A 16,349-nucleotide genomic window follows, 5' to 3' on the forward strand; every position below is an offset into this window, starting at 1 on the left:
GGAGACAACGATGTCCAGGCTTCTAGCACTCATCTGCACAGCCCTGATCGCCCTCACGGCGTGCAGCGGCTCTTCGGCGCAGTCCGGTCCCAAGACGCTGCGCATGACCGTGTGGACCGCGAACGAGGCGCATCTCGAGCTGCTCAACGAGATCGCGTCCGAGTACAAGGCGGCGCACCCGGACGTCACCGAGATCAAGTTCGACACGATCCCGGCCGACGGCTACACCACCACCCTCACCACCCAGATCGCCGGCGGCAACGCACCCGACCTGGCGTGGATCCTGGAGGAGTCGGCACCGGACTTCGTCTCGTCCGGCGCACTCGCCCCCATCAGGGCGAAGGTCGAGAAGGCCGACGAGCTCGTGCCGTCCGCCACCAAGCTGTGGGAGAAGGACGGCGAGCTGTACGCGTACCCGTTCTCCACCTCGCCGTTCGGGCTCTTCGTCAACACCGACCTGGTGAAGGAGCTGCCGAAGACCTGGGAGCAGGCGGTCGCCGCGTCGGCGGGCAAGAACCTCGTGCTGCCGGACTTCAAGTACCAGAACTGGGCGGTGCTCTCGGCCATCTGGCGCGGCTGGGGCGCCACCGCGTGGAGCGAGGACGGCAGGCAGTGCGGGTTCGCGAGCCCCGAGATGAAGGACGCCATGACGTTCGTCCACAAGGCGATCTTCACGGACAAGGCGATCCCCGGTCCCGGCACGACCGTGGACTTCTTCGCGGGCAACGCGGCCATGGCCGTCAGCCAGATCTCGCGAGCGGGTGCGTTGAAGGACGCCAAGTTCGGTTGGACGCTGCTGCCGCTGCCGCAGGGCCCGAAGGGTGAGTACGCGGTGATCGGCCAGGCCGGTGTCGGCGTCCTGAAGCGCTCGAAGAACGCCGAGGCCGCCGCGGACTTCCTGGGCTTCTTCACGAACGCGGCCAACTCGGCGAAGCTCGCCCGGTTCTTCCCGCCGGTGCGGCAGTCGCTGCTCAACGCGGACACCCTCGCCAAGAGCAACCCGCTGATCAAGCCGGAGCAGCTGCAGTCGGTCGTGATCGACGGGATCTCGAAGGGTGTGGTGAAGCCGAGCCACCAGGGCCAGGAGGAGCTGAACCAGACGATCCGCGCGGCGCTCGACCCGTTGTGGAAGCCGGACGCCGACGTGTCGCAGGTGCTCGACGGGGTGTGCGCGAAGATCAAGCCGTTGCTGGAGCGCCCGTGACGTTCTGGACGTATCGCAGGCGCGACAACCTGGTCGGCTACCTGTTCGTCGCGCCTGCCCTGCTCGGCAGCCTCGTGTTCGTGCTGGTTCCGTTGGGGATGGTCGGCTGGTACAGCCTCAACGAGTGGAACGTGCTCGGCGGGACGTTCGAGTTCATCGGTGGCGAGAACTACGCGAGGCTGCTCGCCGACGAGAAGCTGCGCGACTCGCTCGTCGCCACGGCCTGGTTCGCCGCCGGGCTGGTGGTGCTGAACCTGTCGCTGGCGTTGCTGCTCGCGGTGCTGCTCAACCAGAAGCTGCGCGGCACCACGGTGTTCCGCACGCTGTTCTTCTCCCCCGTGCTGGTGTCGCTGGTGGCGTGGACGCTGGTGTGGCAGCTCATGCTGCAGCCGGAGGGCAGCGTGAACGGGCTGCTCGGCGTGTTCGGGATCGACGGGCCGAACTGGTTGCGCGGCGAGACGACGGCGATGGTGTCCGTGGTCGTCGTGCAGGTGATCAAGAACGTCGGGCTGAACATGGTGCTGTTCCTCGCGGCCCTGCAAGGGGTTCCGGCACCGCTGTACGAGGCGGCGAAGATCGACGGTGCCGGCGCGTGGACCCGGTTCCGGCGGATCACGATCCCGTTGATCAGCCCGACGATCCTGCTCACGTCGATCATCACGATCGTCGGCTCGCTGCAGGTGTTCGCGCAGATCGCGGTGCTCACCCAGGGCGGTCCCGGCACGTCCACGACCGTGTTGATCTACTACCTGTACCAGCAGGCGTTCCAGTTCCACCACTTCGGCTACGGCGCGACGATCTCGGTGCTGCTGTTCGTCATCGTCGCCGCTCTCACGTTGCTGCAGTGGCGGATGCGCCGGAAGTGGGTGCTCCATGAGTCGTGACGCCTCGATGCGGAAGGTCGCCCTCTACGGGCTGCTCTGCCTGCTGTGCGTGCCGTTCGTGTTCCCGACGTGGTGGATGGTCACCTCGTCGATGAAGCCGATCAGCGAGATCTTCTCCGAGTCGCTGCTGCCGTCGGAGTGGACGTTCTCCACGTACGAGACCGTGTTCAAGATGCAGCCGTTCGGGCAGCAGTACTGGAACAGCCTCTACATCGCGGTGATCGTCACGGCCGGCACGATGGCCGTCGCGGCGCTAGCGGGGTACGCGTTCGCGCGGATCAGGTTCCCCGGTCAGAACGTGCTGTTCGTGGTGGTGCTGACGGGCCTGCTCATCCCGAGCGAGGTCACGATCGTCCCGCTGTTCCAGATGTTCCAATCGCTCGGGATGACGAACACGCACTGGCCGTTGATCATCGTGCCGGTCTTCGGGGCGCCGTGCGTGCTGGCGATCTTCATCATGCGCCAGTTCTTCATCGCGCTGCCGCCGGAGCTGGAGGAGGCCGCGCGGATGGACGGCCTGGGCCGGGCGGGGATCTTCTACCGGATCGCCCTGCCGCTGTCCCGGCCCGCGCTGGGCGCGGTCGCGATCTTCACGTTCCTGCACTCGTGGAACCTCTACCTGGAACCGATCGTGTACCTGTCCACCCCGGACATGTTCACGCTGCCGCAGGCGCTGACCCAGTTCGTGGACATCTACGGCGGCCCGATGTGGAACGTCCAGCTCGCCGCCGCGACGATGACGGCCGTGCCGATCCTCGTGGTGTTCGTGGTGGCACAACGGCAGTTCATCGAGGGCCTCGCGCACACGGGCGTGAAGGGGTGATCGACCCTGAGATCGCGTCGGCGGTGGACCTCTCCCGGCCACCGCTGACGCTCGACGGCATCCCCGCGAGGCGGGCCGCCGGCCGGGTGGTCACCGACGCCGAGCTGACGCGGGGCGGCGCGGTGACGTTCAGCGAGCAGGACGCGGACGGCGTGCCCGTTCTCGTGTTGCGCCCGGCGGGCTCTGGAGGTCCGCCCGTGCTGCACGTCCACGGCGGCGGGATGGTCGCGGGCACCCGCCGGTCCGACCTGCACGTGCTGGCGGAGTGGGTGGCGGAGCTGGGCGTCACGCTGGTCTCCCCCGAGTACCGGCTGGCGCCCGAGCACCCGCATCCGGCGCCCGTCGAGGACTGTTACCGGACGCTGGAGTGGATGGAGCGCACCGGTTTCCGCTCACCGGTCGTGGCGGGCACGTCGGCGGGTGGCGGGCTGGCGGCGGCGGTGACGCTGATGGCCCGCGACCTCGGCGGACCGCCGATCCGCGGCCAGCTGCTGATGTGCCCGATGCTCGACGACAGGTGCGACACCCCGTCGGGCCACCAGTTCCTCGACGGCACCACCTGGGTGCGTTCGTCGAACATCACCGGCTGGACCGCGTTGCTGGGCGAGGCCCGCGGTGGCCCGGACGTCTCCCCGTTCGCCGCCCCGGCGCGCGCGACGGATCTCTCCGGCCTGCCCCCGGCCTACGTCGACGTGGGCTCGGTGGACGTGTTCCGCGACGAGGCCGTCGACTACGCCTCCCGGATCTGGCGGACGGGCGGGGACGCCGAGCTGCACGTCTGGCCCGGCGGCTGTCACGGCTTCGACCAGCTGGTGCCGGAGGCGGCGTTGTCGCGGCGCGCCCGAGCCACGCGGCTGGCGTGGCTCAGGCGGACGCTCTACCTGTAGCGCGGATGCGTGGTGTGCCATTCGAAGCCGCCACCCATCCAGGCCTTGGTGCCCTTCAGGAACCGGTGCAGCTCGAGCGACGGCACCGCGAGCAGCGCCTTGTGCCCGGCCTCGAAGTCGCGCACCAACCGGTTGTGCAGCTCCACGGTCCGTGCGGTGGCCTCGGCGATCGAGCACTCCCGGTCCGCCGCGATCTGCAGGACCATGTTGCACACCGGTTTCTCGTCGGCGGCGTCCTTCTCCACCGACACGAGGTCGTTCACGATGACCGACGCCGTGCCCGCGGCCGTGAGCAGCTGCCGCACGCGCGGGTCGTAGTACAGCGGCGCGGGCAGTTCGTAGCCTCCGACGGCGTCGATCAGCGTCATCGACGTGTAGAAGGTGTCGTGCTGCCTCGTCGCGAGGTACTGCCACGCGGGCGGGTAGTTGCCCGTGTGCCGCCAAGCCGCGTAGGCGCCCCACGACACGAACATCGCGAACGTCGAATAGCAGACCCGTTGCACCACGGTGGCCGTGCTGCGGGACGTGAGGTGCGCGATGCCGGAACGCAGGCCCACGAGCACCGGGTCGGACGCGACCCTCTCCTCCAGGTCCGCGGTGAACTCGGCGGCGGGCGCGACCGGGTCCATCGCGGCCATCGCGAGCGCCAGGCGCGGCGGCAGCTCGGCCGGGACCGCGCCCATCTCCGTGTCGTCCGCGTACAGGTCGTCGGCGGCCCACCAGGCCGCGTTCAGCCTGGCGGCGATCAGCAGCTGGTCGACGTCGTCGGTGTCCACGTGGGTCAGCACCGCGAGCCGGCCGAACATGCCGCCCAGGAACCGTTCCGGCTCCTCGAAACCGCACTCGCCCGCCCACGCGACGAGGCGCTCGTCCACGGCGGCCGCCAGCAGGGCGTCCTCTCGTTCGAGCACCGGCACGTACAGCGGCGGCGCCTTGCCGTCACCCCACGGGCGTTCGGCGTAGCCCGGTTCCGGCGGTGGTGCCACGACCTCGGGCCGCCCGAGCCGGGCAGCGGAGGTGCCCAGCCCGGACGGCCCGGTGAGGAGGTCCTTCATCAGATCCTGTCCGCCACGATCAGCAGGTAGTGGAAGCTGCCCTCCTTGTAGGCGGTGAGGAACGGGTCCTCGACGCCGGTCGCGACCGACGACTGGGCCCGCAGCTCCCAGTACGGGATGGTGTCCGGCGTCAGGTCGACGACGCTGATCGGCACGAACCCGTTGTCCGCCAGCGCCCGGAAGTACTCGCTGCGCGGGTGGATGTTGCAGATGTAGTGCTGGTCGATCTGGCTGACGGCGCGCGAGCGCATGCCCGTCAGGTCGTTGGAGCAGCCGGTGATGCAGACGTAGCGGCCACCGGGCGCGATGAGGCGCGCGAACTCGCCGTACAGCTGCTGGAGGTCCACGTACATCGTGGTCTCGTTGGTCCAGATGCCGTTCATCGAGCCGGTCTCGAAGCCGGTGTCGAGCATGTTCTTGAAGTGGAACCGCACCTGGTCGGCGACACCGCGTTCGACCGCCTGGCCGTTGGCGAAGGCGACCTGCTCCTCGGAGATGCTGACGCCGTCGATGCGGGCGCCGAACCGGGCGTTGGCCATGAAGCTCGTGCCACCGCGGCCGGAGCCGCCGTCCATCAGGTGGGGGTTCGCGGGCAGGTCGCCGAACGCGTCGAGCAGCACCTCCGCCTGAGCCGTCTCGAGCCGGTGCATCTCGGCGATCATCACCTGGTCGCGCACCTCGGCGGGCGCCTGCAGCACCGCCGGGTCGTACTGGCCGAGCCCGTAGTGGTGGTGGTAGAGCCCGTCCACCTCGCCGAGCTTGATGTTGACCGGGTCCTTCTCCTTGTTCCAGTAGTCCGCGACGGAACGCTGGTAGTCGGTGCGCAGAACCGGCTTCACAGTGGGGCTCGCCATGACCTGGGTGGCTCCTGTTCGTTGAACGCTCACTGCCGAACAGGAACTGACCTTTGCAGCTGATGGCCCAACGAGCGATCCGCCGTTCAGGCTTGGTTCGGACACGAACGTGTACCCCGGACACCGCATTCCGGTAGGTCCCCTAACCCGCGCAAGTGGGTCGGTGCTCCCACCTTCGTGGGGTCTCTGCGCCCGACCGGATGACGGGAAGGGAGGAATTCCACGCCGGTTGGGAGAAATCCCGATACGGCGCCCGTGACGGCCTTTTCCCGCCCTTCGGCCCACGATCGGCTCCCGAGATTCAGACGTCTGAGCAGCCCCGAGAACTGTGACCGGGTCGCACCCGATCGCCACCGGTGGCCACGAACCTGCAGATCGTCGACAACCACCTCGGCTCGTGGCACAAGGGCAAGGGCGGCAACGGCTACTTCCGCGGTTCGCGGGTGTGGACTCGCTCGTCGTGGTGGGCGACGACCTCGACTCCGACCTGAACCTGCACGGCGGCTGGCGTTTCGGGCCCCGCGCAACGTGTTCTTCAACTACGACATGACGAAGCAGCTCGACCGGTGGCTCGTACGACCTGTTCCACAGCAACCCGAGCACGCCGCCCGCGTTCGGCAACGGCTGCGGGAACGTGTGGCGCGGCAACAGGTCCGACCTCGGCAACGTCGGCGAGTGCGCGGTGCACGTGTCGAAGTGCAAGGCCAACCCGAACGTCGTGCACGCCTCGAACACGGTCAGCCGTGCGAAGAAGGGCGTGTCGAACATCCCGGTCACCCCGTGGAAGGCGGGGGTCGCAGGGTCCCGATCGGTGTACGGCGGCGTCGCCGACCGGGACTCCTGGCCGAGTTCTCAGGCGTTCTGCCGCATCGCCCGCACTTCTTCCCTGAGCGCCTTGACCTCCTGCAGCAGCAGGTCGTCGTGGCTCGCGGACCGAGGTGCGGGCAGCGTGACCTCCTCCTGCATCGCACTGCACACCACGGCGATGAACAGGTTGAGCATCGTGAACGTCCCGACCATCAGGTAGACCAGGAAGAAGATCCACGCGTAGGGCTTCTGCTCCATCAGGTCGCGCATGACGTCCGACCAGCCGTCGCCCGTCGTGATCTGGAACAGCGTCAGCAACGTCGGCCCCAGTCCGGTGAAGCGCGGGTCGCCCGTGTCGCCGAACAGGTTGCTCGCGATCACGCCGCCGATGTAGACGAGCAGCACCAGCAGTCCGGACAACGACACCAGGCCGGGGATCGACCGCACGAGCGCCGTGACGACCCGGCGCATGCTCGGCACCATCGCGACGAGCCGCAGCGCCCGCAGGATCCTGAGGCTGCGCAGCACGGACAGCGGCCCCGCCGCCGGGATCAGCGCGATGCCCACGATGATGAAGTCGAAGACGTTCCACGGGTCCCTGAAGAACTTCCAGCCGAACGCGTAGAGCCGGGCGGCGAGCTCGGCCGTGAAGATCGCCAGCGCGAGGTGGTCGATCGTCGTCAGCAGCGGACCGAACTTCGCTTCCAGCACGGTCGACGTCTCGGCTCCGAGGGTGATCGCATTGATCACGATCACCCCGACGATGAACATCTGGAACCGGTTGCTCTCCACGAGCTCGCCGACGCGGGCGCGCACCATCATCACTTGCTGCTCCTACGACAGGGGTTGTGCTACCTATCGGCGGTGGAGGCGGCCCAACTGTTCACCCGGTCGTGTTGATCAGTTCCAGCCTGCTGGCGGTGCGGGCGAGGTCGAGGGTGTCGCCGCCGACGAGGTCCGCGAGCGCGTGGTCGCTCACCAGCGTCAGCCTGACGTCCTTGTCCACCAACACGTCCACGACGTTCGCGAACCGTTGCCGGGCCTCCCGGCCGCGGGTGTGGAGCCGGGGGACGCCGGTGATCACCCAGTCGTCGAAGCGGTCCGCGAGCACCAGGTAGTCCTGCGTCGAGGTCGGCTTCTCGCACAGGTCGCCGAAGTCGAACCAGACCCTGGCGCCGTCGGTGCCGAGCGCGGTGATCGCGCGGCCGTTGACGTCGAGGACGACCGGTGCGTCCGGCGGTTCGGCGTGGCCGACGATCTCGCCGGTCTCGAAACGGGAGCGCGGCACGCCGCGCAGAAGCCGGTAGTCGTTGGCGCCGTTGAGCTCCACGGCGTCCATGAGCTTCTTGACCAGCGCGATGCCGGGCAGGAAGTGGTCGTGGTGCAGCGGGTCGGGCAGCAAACCGTCCGGCGGGTAGTTGGAGGTGGCGATGATCATCACCTCGCGGTCCTGGAGCACCTCCAGCAACCGCGTGAGGAGCATGGCGTCGCCGACGTCGTGCACGTGCAGCTCGTCGAACGCCAGCACCTTCGCCGGCCCGACCAGTTCCCGCACCGCCCTGGCGACGGCGCCGCGTTCGCCCAGCCGTTCGGAGATCCCGCGGTGCAGCTCCTGGAAGAACGCGTGGAAGTGCACCCGCTTCTTGGGCTCCGGCAACACCTCGAACAGCGCGTCCGCGAGGAAGCTCTTCCCCGGCCGACCGGCCCGTGCAGGTAGACGCCCCGACGTCGCGCACCGAGCACCTCCAGGCGCGCGAGGACGGCGAGCTGTGCGTCGTCGAGCACGTACCCGCTGCTCGACACGTGTGCGCGAAGATCCACTGTTACCCCCGCGCCAGCTTACGATCGACCCCGTGAGCAATGTCGAGGCCGAGCCCGCAGAAGTGACGTGCACCTCCACCCCCGGCGGCGTCGAGGTCCTGACCCCGCGCGACGTCCCGCTGGGCGGTCCGCGGGCGATGAAGGTGCGCCGCACGCTCCCCCAGAAGCAACGGTCGCTGATCGGCGCCTGGTGCTTCTGCGACCACTACGGCCCCGAGGACGTCAGCATGGACGTCGCCCCGCACCCGCACACGGGCCTGCAGACCGTCAGCTGGCTCTTCACCGGCGAGATCGAGCACCGCGACAGCCTCGGCGTCCACGCGTACGTCCGCCCCGGCGAGCTCAACCTCATGACCGGCGGCAGCGGCATCTGCCACTCCGAGCAGTCCACCGCCGCGTCCACCGTGCTGCACGGCGTGCAGCTCTGGCTCGCCCTGCCCGACGCGCACCGCGACGCCCCGCGCGACTTCCAGCACCACGTCCCCCCGTCTGTCGCCGTGGACGGCTGCGCGGTGCGGGTGTTCCTCGGCTCGCTGGCGGGCTCGACGTCGCCGGTCCGCACGTTCACCCCGCTGCTCGGCGCCGAGATCGTGCTGCCCGCCGGTGCTGCTCTGACCCTGGACGTGGACCCGGCGTTCGAGCACGGCGTCCTGCTCGACACCGGGGACGTGACGCTCGGCGACACGGCGCTCGACCCCGGCGCGCTCGGGTACGTCGGGACGGGCCGTTCCTCGCTGACGCTATCGTCGGCGCGCGGTGCGCGGGTCGTGCTGCTGGGCGGTGAGCCGTTCGGCGAGGAGATCGTCATGTGGTGGAACTTCGTCGGGCGCACGCACGACGAGATCGCCGCGTTCCGGGAGGAGTGGCAGGCGGAGGGCGACCGGTTCGGGCGGGTGGAGGGCTACCCCGGTGACCGGCTGCCGGCGCCGCCGCTGCCCGGTGGACGGCTGCGGCCGCGCGGCAACCCGGCCTGATCCGACCCGCGGAAGCAAGGACCACCATGAGCGTCTCGAAGTACTACCTCAACCTGGTCGGCGAGTACCGGGTGGTCGCGGAACTGCTCAAGCACGAACTGCACGCCACGATCACCTACGGGAACGCGAAGGGCGCCGACATCTACGCGATCGGCCTCAACCGCCGGGCAGCGGTGATCGAGGTCAAGTCCTCGAACTCCGGCAAGTTCGTCACGAGGTTCTTCCAGACGTACACAGACGAGCTGAAGGAGCATCCTGACTTCTGGGTGCTGTACTGGCTGGCCGACGACAAGGCGGAGCACTTCTTCGTGCTCTCGCACGCGGAGCTGGCCGTCGCCCAGGCCGAGCGCAACTCTCCCGGCAAGGTGATGACCTGGGCCGAGAGCGCTCAGCTCTACCCCAAAGGTGTCGACAACGTCCTGGCCAAGGATCTGGCCGCACACAGGTCTGGCTGGGACAAGATCGTCCAGTACTGCAACGCGCCCCTGTCGTGACAGGGGCGTCACTTACCGTGCCGAATCAGCTACAGAAAGCACGTTCACCTTTAAGTTGAATTTAAGGTAATCATCCCGCGGTCCCATCATCCGGGTCGGGAGCAACGCGTCCCACCTCGTGATCCCATCCACAGATGACCGAACCCGACCTGCGCAAATATGGAATAACCCCTGGTCAGAGCACGTGATCGCGATCGTCTCACCTGGCGGTCGCGCCCACATGCGAAAAGTCATACTTCGGGACCATTGAAAATCACGTTCCGATCGCTTTTCCTGATCGAGGCATCCACGGCGGTTGCTGAACGTCTTAGGGGGCATGAGGAACGTGACACGAGTGGGCGCCGACTCGACATTCGCCTTCATCGCGCCGTCCGGGCGCCCCCTGCCCGTCGACGTCGAGCTCGGCTACCGCGCCGACGACCCGCACGCGGTGACCATGACCTTCCGCATGGGACGCCAGGAGACCGTGTGGCTCGTCAGCCGGGACCTGCTCGCCGACGGACTGATCACCACCAGTGGTGCGGGTGACGTGCGGCTGCGGCCCCACAACTCGACGACCGCCGTCCTGGAGCTGCGCTCCGACGTGTCGCACGCGGTCTTCCACGTGCAGTCGTCCGAGCTGCAGGAGTTCCTGAACTCCACCTACGACGTGGTCGCCCCCGGTTGCGAGAACGACTACGTCGACTTCGAGGCGGAGCTGCGCAAGCTGCTCGACTGACGGGTCCCCGAGCGGGCGTTTTCACCCGAACGAGCCCGTACCTTGGACCGATTCCAACCCATACGTTCGAAGTCGTGACCGTGACGACTTCCACCGCGTACAGCAGGGACATGGGCGACGAGCTGCGCCGCCTCCGGCAGAGGTTCACCGGCCTGAGGGGCCGCGCGATGGCGCTGCAGCTCGGCTGGGACCCGAGCAAGGTGTCCAACCTCGAGCACGGCAAGATCCGTGGCACCGACATCGACCTGGCGCAGTACCTCACCGTGTGCGGCAAGGACATCGACTTCTTCGAGGACTTCCTCCGCCGCTACCACAACGCCTTCGACCCGTACCTCGCCCAGACGCCGGACAACGTGCGCACCCTCGCGATGACCGAGGCCATGGCCACCCACATCACGGCGTACGACGTCCTGGCCGTGAACAGCCTCCTGCAGACCCCGAACTACGCGCGCGCTCTGCAGGCCGCGACCGGCCAGCCGGTCGAGGCCCTGGACAGGCAGGCGGTCATCCGCCGCCCCAACGGCCCGAAGTGCCTCTTCTACCTGCACGAGCTGGCGCTGCGCATGCGGCTCGGCACCGCCCAGGTGATGGAGGAGCAGTACGTGTGGCTGCAGGCGAACTCCGCCATCGTCCGCATCGTGCCGGAAGAGGCCGCGACGGCGGCGTTCCAGTCGACGTGCACGCTGTTCGAGTTCGAGAAGGTCTCGCCGCTCGTCTACGCGGAGACCGACCTGGCAAGGGTCTTCGCCCAGGGCGAGGCGGCCGTTGAACGCGGCCGCTCCCTCTTCGGCCTGCTGGCCGAGGTCGCCCTGGACGAGCACCAGACGCGGCGCAAGATCGCGGAGTACCGCGCCCCCACACCGTTGCGCGTCCTCGCTCAGTAGCCGTGCACGAGGTCGAAGGCGAGCTGTGGGTCGAACGTTCCGGCGTCGACCCCTGGCGCCTTGCCGCACCGCCCGTCCGAGTCGCCGGGAACCTTGACCCACAGCAGCATCTCCGCACCCCCACCGGTCCGCGCGGGCGTGCCGAGCCTCCGGCCGCCGGGGTTGCACCACTCGCCGTTGTGCCCGTTGCCGTTGCGGCTGGTGTCGATCACGTACGGCTTGGTGTAGCCGGGCAGCGCGGCGCTGACGGAGTTGCCGTACGCCGTCGAGGCCGCGGTGGTGTGGTAGTTCGACACGTTGACCGAGGACCCGCGCACGTCGCGCACCCCGGCTGAGTCGAGCCGCGCCGCCATGGTCGCGGCCGGCACCCACTGCGCGTTGCCCGCGTCGAGGTAGGCCCACGTGTTGGGCGCCTTGGCCTTGAACTGCGCGGCGGCGTACTTGATCATCGAGGTCCGCTCGGCTGCCTCGGCCCCGTCCATGCAGGTGAAGTCCGCCAGCGAGTCCGGCTCGATCACCACGACGGCGGGCCGTGTGCCGATCCCCGAGGCGAAGGAGGAGATCCAGGTCCGGTAGGCGGCGGGCGTCCCCGCGCCGCCGCCCGAGTGGCCACCGCACGCGTCGCGGCCGGGGATGTTGTACACCACCAGCACGGGCAGCTTGGTGCCCGTCTTGTTCACGTACGACGACACGGCGGTCTTGATGTCACCGCTCCACGCCCCGAACCAGCGGGCGATCGGCTTGGCCGAGATGTTCGCCTTGATCGCGGCCTGCCGCCCGTCGCCGGGGTGGTCGCGGACCCACACGGCGGGGTTGGAGCCGGGGTCGACGTAGAAGCCGTCGGTCAGGCCGACGGGGCCGGCGGCGTGGGCGGCCGGGGCGGTGGCGACGACGGTCAGCAGGGCCAGCGCCAGTGCTCTGATCATGGGGCCGAGGCTGGCGTGGGCCGTTTAAGGGGCGGCAAGTCGCGTGGAAGGCGTGTCCACTCGGCCGTCGGGAGTGGACAGAACGTTGACGCCGCGAGCGAAGCGCGTCAACCATGCGGAGTGGCCTCGCATCTCACCAAGCTGAGCAACGACCAGGTGCACGCGTACGCGGTGTACTGCGCGGCGGCGGAAGCCGTCCGGAAGACGTTGCTCCCCGTGGAGGTGCGGTCCGAACCACGCCGCTACCGCCTGAACGTCGGCGGACGGCTGGTTCAGGTCTTCGGCAAGCGTTCTGACGAGTGGCAGCTGTCCGACGCGTCGAAACCGCTGGCACCGGACACCGACGTCGTCGTCTTCGTCGACCTCGAAGGGGAACTGCCCGAGTTCTACCCGGTGCCCGCCGCGTGGTTCCGGCAGGACGTCGCGAGGCGGTACAGCGAGTTCATGGCACGTGTCGGCACTCGTCCCAAGAACCCCGACAGCCGCCACTACGCGGTGCCGCCGTCCCACGTCGTGCGGTTCTGGGACAGGTGGGACGTGTTCAGCGAAGGTCGATGAGCCCGGACTGCAGCGGCAGCAACGGCGCGACCACCCGGTCCAGCGCCCCGCTCCGCACCACTGTCCCACCCGGCCCGGCGAACGGCTCGGCGGGATCCAGGGAGTCCGGCAGCCGGGCCCACACGGCCCACCTCTCGTCCCACGCCTGGACCACGTCGAGATGTCCGCCGGGAAGGAACCGGGCCAGGTGCACCCCTGCGACCTGCCCGGTGTTCCCCAGCAGCGGGAGCAGCCGGAAGCCGCCTTCCCGCCGCAACCTCTCGATCAGCTCCGCGCTGTCCATCTCATCTCGCCGCCAACTCCGTGTCGGCCCGGTAAGCCTCGACCGCCGCGTCACGATCATCCGCGGACCACCCGAGCGGACCGGCGATCAGATCCGCCACCTCACCGGCCACCGAGGCGCCGAAGTCCAGGTGCTCCATGGCGATCCGGGTCCGCCGGGCGAGGACGTCCTCCAGCCCCAGCGCGCCCTCGTGCGTGACGGCGTACACGATCTCCGCCGCCAGGTACCCCGCGACGGGCTCGGCCAGAGAAGCATCCTGCGCGATCAGGGCCAGCACGTCCGACACGGCCGAGCCGTAGCGGCGCAGCAGACGCTCCACAGTGGACGTGGGCAGGCCGGACTCCACAGCGACTCGAGCCCGGTCCGCCCACAGCTCTTGGAAACCGACGGCGCCGCACAACGGCAGCCGTGCGGTCAGGGAAGGTGCCACCGCGCGCCCCAGGCCGGACACCGCGGCGTTCACGACGTCGGCGGCCATCACGCGGTACGTCGTGTACTTGCCGCCCGCGATCACGAAGAACCCCGGCTCCGGCTGCGCCACGGCGTGTTCGCGCGAGAGCTTCGAGGTGTCGCTGGAGGCTCCGGCGAGCAGGGGACGCAGGCCCGCGTAGGTGCCGACGACGTCGTCCACCGACAAAGGTGAGCGCAGCACGGCGTTCACGTGGTCGAGGATGTAGGAGACGTCCGCGGCCGTAGCGGACACGGTCTCCGGCGCGTCGGAGTACGGGGTGTCGGTGGTGCCGATGATCCAGTAGGCGCCCCAGGGGATCACGAAGAGCACCGACTTCTCGGTCTGCGTGATCAGGCCGCCGTCGAGCTGGATCTTCGACCGCTCCACCAGGACGTGCACGCCCTTGGACATCCGCACGTGGAACGGTGGCGTGCCCGGCGACATCGAGTTGAGCGAGTCGGTCCACACGCCGGTGGCGCTGATGACCCGCCGGGCGCGCACCACGTGCGTCACGCCCGTGAGCTCGTCGCGCACCGAGGCACCGGCGACCCGGCCGTCGACGCGGAGCAGCGACGTGACGCGAGCACGCGACACCACGGAGGCGCCGTGCTGCGCGGCCGTACGGACCAGCGTCGCCACGAACCGCGCGTCGTCCATCTGCGCGTCGTAGTAGCGGATGGCGCCCGCGAAAGCGTCCGAGTCGACGGACGGGCCGACGGAGGCCATCTTGCGGCGCGAGAGGTGGCGGTGCATCGGCACCGCTCCGGCGCCGCCGATCGAGTCGTACAACATCACGCCCGCGCCGACGTAGGCGCGTTCCCACTGCTTCTTCAGCGGGAAGAGGAACGGCACCGGCCGCACCAGGTGCGGTGCGAGCCGGCGCAGCAGCAGGCCGCGTTCCTTCAGAGCTTCCCGGACCAGCTTGAACTCCAGCTGTTCCAGGTACCGCAGCCCGCCGTGGACGAGCTTGCTGGACCGGCTCGACGTGCCCGCCGCCCAGTCGTCGGCCTCGACGAGCACGACGGAGAGGCCGCGCGACGCCGCGTCGAGAGCAGCGCCCGCGCCGACCACACCACCACCGACGACGAGGACGTCGAACTCCGTGCTGCCCAACGCTTCCAGTGAGCGGGCACGCCGAGCCGGATCCAGCCTTGCGAACAACTTCAGCTCCTAAGAAAGGACTTCCTAGCGGACGTCGGCGTCGACCCAGTCGAACGACTTGGTGACGGCCTTCTTCCAGTTGCGGTACTCGCGCTCGCGCTCATCGCTGTCGAGCTCCGGCGTCCAGCGCTTGTCCTCGGCCCAGTTGGCGCGCAGCTCGTCGAGCCCGGACCAGTAGCCGACGGCCAGACCGGCGGCGTACGCGGCACCCAGAGCGGTCGTCTCGGCGACGACCGGACGCACCACCGGCACGTCGAGCACGTCCGCCTGGAACTGCATCAGCAGCTCGTTGGCGACCATGCCGCCGTCGACCTTCAGCTCGGTCAGCGGCACGCCGGAGTCGGCGTTCATCGCGTCCAGCACCTCGCGGGTCTGGAACGCCGTCGCCTCCAGCACGGCACGGGCGAGGTGGCCCTTGTTGACGAACCGGGTCAGGCCGACGACGGCACCCCGTGCGTCCGCCCGCCAGTACGGCGCGAACAGGCCGGAGAACGCGGGCACGAAGTACGCGCCACCGTTGTCCTCCACCGTCTTCGCGAGCGTCTCGATCTCCGCGGCCGAGCCGATGATGCCGAGGTTGTCGCGCAGCCACTGCACCAGCGAGCCGGTGACGGCGATGGAGCCTTCCAGCGCGTAGACGGGAGCCTCGTCGCCGATCTTGTAGCAGACGGTCGTGAGCAGACCGTTCTTCGAGGCGACCTTCTCCGTGCCCGTGTTCAGGAGCATGAAGTTGCCGGTGCCGTAGGTGTTCTTCGCGGTGCCGGGCTCGTAGCAGACCTGCCCGAACGTCGCGGCCTGCTGGTCGCCGAGGATGCCCGCGATCGGCACGCCCTTGAGCACGCCACCGGGGCCGCCGGTGCCGTAGACCTCGGAGGAGGAACGGATCTCCGGCAGCATGGACAGCGGGATGCCCATGTCGGCGGCGATCTCGGCGTCCCACTGCAGCGTGTCGAGGTCCATGAGCATGGTCCGCGACGCGTTGGTGACGTCGGTGGCGTGCACACCGCCGTTGGGGCCGCCGGTGAGGTTCCACAGCGTCCACGTGTCGGTGTTGCCGAACAGCAGGTCGCCGGCCTCGGCGCGCTCACGGGCGCCCTCGACGTTGTCGAGGATCCAGCGGATCTTCGGGCCGGAGAAGTAGGTCGCCAGCGGCAGGCCGACCTTCGCCTTGTAGCGGTCGGCACCGCCGCCGAGGGCACCGAGCTCCTCGACGATCGCCTGGGTGCGGGTGTCCTGCCAGACGATCGCGTTGTAGACGGGCTCGCCGGTGTTCTTGTCCCACACCACCGCGGTCTCGCGCTGGTTGGTGATGCCGACGGCGGCGAGGTCACCGGTGTTGAGGTCGGCGGTGGAGAGCGCCTGGCCGATCACGAACCGCGTGTTCGCCGCGATCTCGACCGGGTTGTGCTCGACCCAGCCGGCCCTCGGGAAGATCTGCTCGTGCTCCTTCTGGCCCACGGCGACGATGGAGCCGCTGTGGTCGAAGATGATCGCCCGCGTGCTGGTCGTGCCCTGGTCGACGGCGAGAACGTACTGCGTCATCGAAACTGTCCTTTCCGGATGGT

The 16,349-nt window shown here is 69.0% G+C and carries 18 protein-coding genes; 10 read left to right on the top strand and 8 right to left on the bottom strand.

Going from position 1 to position 16,349, the window contains the following annotated elements; translation table 11 throughout:
• Positions 1-10: 10 nt before the first annotated feature.
• Genes ACWF7A_RS02635 through ACWF7A_RS02650 form a run of 4 tightly spaced genes read left to right on the top strand, consistent with a single transcriptional unit; the run spans position 11 to position 3,798 of the window.
• Positions 11-1,204: an ABC transporter substrate-binding protein gene (locus ACWF7A_RS02635; RefSeq protein ID WP_452248641.1), complete on the top strand. Its 1,194-nt coding sequence runs from the start codon at positions 11-13 to the stop codon at positions 1,202-1,204.
• The gene (locus ACWF7A_RS02640; protein WP_452248642.1) at positions 1,201-2,088 is read left to right on the top strand and encodes a carbohydrate ABC transporter permease; all 888 of its coding nucleotides are present in this window, start codon (positions 1,201-1,203) and stop codon (positions 2,086-2,088) included. Before ACWF7A_RS02635 ends, ACWF7A_RS02640 begins: the two co-directional genes overlap by 4 nt.
• Complete coding sequence (locus ACWF7A_RS02645; protein ID WP_452248643.1) at positions 2,078-2,911, top strand: carbohydrate ABC transporter permease; 834 nt, start codon at positions 2,078-2,080, stop codon at positions 2,909-2,911. Before ACWF7A_RS02640 ends, ACWF7A_RS02645 begins: the two co-directional genes overlap by 11 nt.
• Positions 2,908-3,798, top strand: coding sequence for an alpha/beta hydrolase (locus ACWF7A_RS02650; RefSeq protein ID WP_452248644.1), 891 nt, complete (start codon positions 2,908-2,910; stop codon positions 3,796-3,798). Before ACWF7A_RS02645 ends, ACWF7A_RS02650 begins: the two co-directional genes overlap by 4 nt.
• On the opposite strand, the gene ACWF7A_RS02655 is transcribed toward ACWF7A_RS02650, so the two are convergent.
• Both ACWF7A_RS02655 and ACWF7A_RS02660 read right to left on the bottom strand, forming a co-directional pair.
• Entirely contained in the window at positions 3,789-4,853 is a 1,065-nt protein-coding gene (locus tag ACWF7A_RS02655; RefSeq protein WP_452248645.1) for a family 2 encapsulin nanocompartment cargo protein terpene cyclase, read from the bottom strand. The genes ACWF7A_RS02650 and ACWF7A_RS02655 overlap by 10 nt on opposite strands.
• Positions 4,853-5,707, bottom strand: a complete 855-nt coding sequence (locus ACWF7A_RS02660) for a geranyl diphosphate 2-C-methyltransferase (RefSeq protein ID WP_452248646.1) — start codon at positions 5,705-5,707, stop codon at positions 4,853-4,855. Before ACWF7A_RS02660 ends, ACWF7A_RS02655 begins: the two co-directional genes overlap by 1 nt.
• 356 nt (positions 5,708-6,063) lie before the next feature.
• On the opposite strand from ACWF7A_RS02660, the gene ACWF7A_RS02665 reads away from it, so the two are divergent.
• A complete protein-coding gene (locus ACWF7A_RS02665) occupies positions 6,064-6,198 on the top strand; it encodes a hypothetical protein (RefSeq protein WP_452248647.1) in 135 nt (44 codons plus the stop codon).
• A gap of 361 nt (positions 6,199-6,559) precedes the next feature.
• Here the strand turns inward: ACWF7A_RS02665 and ACWF7A_RS02670 are convergent, their stop codons facing one another.
• Together ACWF7A_RS02670 and zapE are read right to left on the bottom strand one after the other, a co-directional pair.
• Positions 6,560-7,336 carry an ion transporter gene (locus tag ACWF7A_RS02670; protein ID WP_452248904.1) on the bottom strand — a complete coding sequence of 259 codons (777 nt, stop codon included), beginning with the start codon at positions 7,334-7,336 and terminating at the stop codon, positions 6,560-6,562.
• Between the two features lie 61 nt (positions 7,337-7,397).
• A complete protein-coding gene (zapE, locus tag ACWF7A_RS02675; RefSeq protein ID WP_452248648.1) occupies positions 7,398-8,414 on the bottom strand; it encodes a cell division protein ZapE in 1,017 nt (338 codons plus the stop codon).
• On the opposite strand from zapE, the gene ACWF7A_RS02680 reads away from it, so the two are divergent.
• The 4 genes from ACWF7A_RS02680 to ACWF7A_RS02695 all read left to right on the top strand — a co-directional run bounded on the left by ACWF7A_RS02680 (position 8,368) and on the right by ACWF7A_RS02695 (position 11,405).
• Positions 8,368-9,309 (top strand): pirin family protein, encoded by a 942-nt coding sequence (locus tag ACWF7A_RS02680; protein WP_452248649.1) that lies wholly within the window; start codon positions 8,368-8,370, stop codon positions 9,307-9,309. The genes zapE and ACWF7A_RS02680 overlap by 47 nt on opposite strands.
• 26 nt (positions 9,310-9,335) lie before the next feature.
• A complete protein-coding gene (locus ACWF7A_RS02685; RefSeq protein ID WP_452248650.1) occupies positions 9,336-9,803 on the top strand; it encodes a hypothetical protein in 468 nt (155 codons plus the stop codon).
• Positions 9,804-10,119: 316 nt separating this feature from the next.
• On the top strand, positions 10,120-10,521 hold the full coding sequence (locus ACWF7A_RS02690; RefSeq protein ID WP_285633685.1) for an SsgA family sporulation/cell division regulator: 402 nt from the start codon (positions 10,120-10,122) through the stop codon (positions 10,519-10,521).
• A gap of 74 nt (positions 10,522-10,595) precedes the next feature.
• Positions 10,596-11,405 (top strand): helix-turn-helix domain-containing protein, encoded by an 810-nt coding sequence (locus tag ACWF7A_RS02695; protein WP_452248651.1) that lies wholly within the window; start codon positions 10,596-10,598, stop codon positions 11,403-11,405.
• Here ACWF7A_RS02695 and ACWF7A_RS02700 read toward each other — a convergent pair.
• Positions 11,399-12,331, bottom strand: coding sequence for a glycoside hydrolase family 6 protein (locus ACWF7A_RS02700; RefSeq protein WP_452248652.1), 933 nt, complete (start codon positions 12,329-12,331; stop codon positions 11,399-11,401). The two genes, ACWF7A_RS02695 and ACWF7A_RS02700, sit on opposite strands and share 7 nt — an antisense overlap.
• A 120-nt stretch (positions 12,332-12,451) precedes the next feature.
• On the opposite strand from ACWF7A_RS02700, the gene ACWF7A_RS02705 reads away from it, so the two are divergent.
• Positions 12,452-12,889 (top strand): hypothetical protein, encoded by a 438-nt coding sequence (locus tag ACWF7A_RS02705; protein ID WP_452248653.1) that lies wholly within the window; start codon positions 12,452-12,454, stop codon positions 12,887-12,889.
• On the opposite strand, the gene ACWF7A_RS02710 is transcribed toward ACWF7A_RS02705, so the two are convergent.
• The 3 genes from ACWF7A_RS02710 to glpK are packed head-to-tail and all read right to left on the bottom strand — an operon-like array spanning position 12,873 to position 16,326.
• Positions 12,873-13,172 (bottom strand): hypothetical protein, encoded by a 300-nt coding sequence (locus ACWF7A_RS02710; protein WP_452248654.1) that lies wholly within the window; start codon positions 13,170-13,172, stop codon positions 12,873-12,875. The two genes, ACWF7A_RS02705 and ACWF7A_RS02710, sit on opposite strands and share 17 nt — an antisense overlap.
• A gap of 1 nt (position 13,173) precedes the next feature.
• Positions 13,174-14,784 carry a glycerol-3-phosphate dehydrogenase/oxidase gene (locus tag ACWF7A_RS02715; RefSeq protein ID WP_452248655.1) on the bottom strand — a complete coding sequence of 537 codons (1,611 nt, stop codon included), beginning with the start codon at positions 14,782-14,784 and terminating at the stop codon, positions 13,174-13,176.
• A 24-nt stretch (positions 14,785-14,808) separates the two neighbouring features.
• On the bottom strand, positions 14,809-16,326 hold the full coding sequence (gene glpK, locus ACWF7A_RS02720) for a glycerol kinase GlpK (RefSeq protein ID WP_452248656.1): 1,518 nt from the start codon (positions 16,324-16,326) through the stop codon (positions 14,809-14,811).
• Positions 16,327-16,349 lie beyond the last annotated feature (23 nt).

It is taken from the genome of Lentzea sp. NPDC055074 (assembly GCF_053608005.1).

Bases quoted from the DNA above. Each gene is read 5' to 3' on its own strand.
- ACWF7A_RS02635 (WP_452248641.1), top strand. From the start codon at position 11: ATGTCCAGGCTTCTAGCACTCATCTGCACAGCCCTGATCGCCCTCACG.
- ACWF7A_RS02645 (WP_452248643.1), top strand. From the start codon at position 2,078: ATGAGTCGTGACGCCTCGATGCGGAAGGTCGCCCTCTACGGGCTGCTC.
- ACWF7A_RS02655 (WP_452248645.1), bottom strand. From the start codon at position 4,853: ATGAAGGACCTCCTCACCGGGCCGTCCGGGCTGGGCACCTCCGCTGCC.
- ACWF7A_RS02660 (WP_452248646.1), bottom strand. From the start codon at position 5,707: ATGGCGAGCCCCACTGTGAAGCCGGTTCTGCGCACCGACTACCAGCGT.
- ACWF7A_RS02670 (WP_452248904.1), bottom strand. From the start codon at position 7,336: ATGATGGTGCGCGCCCGCGTCGGCGAGCTCGTGGAGAGCAACCGGTTC.
- ACWF7A_RS02685 (WP_452248650.1), top strand. From the start codon at position 9,336: ATGAGCGTCTCGAAGTACTACCTCAACCTGGTCGGCGAGTACCGGGTG.
- ACWF7A_RS02690 (WP_285633685.1), top strand. From the start codon at position 10,120: ATGAGGAACGTGACACGAGTGGGCGCCGACTCGACATTCGCCTTCATC.
- ACWF7A_RS02700 (WP_452248652.1), bottom strand. From the start codon at position 12,331: ATGATCAGAGCACTGGCGCTGGCCCTGCTGACCGTCGTCGCCACCGCC.
- ACWF7A_RS02710 (WP_452248654.1), bottom strand. From the start codon at position 13,172: ATGGACAGCGCGGAGCTGATCGAGAGGTTGCGGCGGGAAGGCGGCTTC.
- glpK (WP_452248656.1), bottom strand. From the start codon at position 16,326: ATGACGCAGTACGTTCTCGCCGTCGACCAGGGCACGACCAGCACGCGG.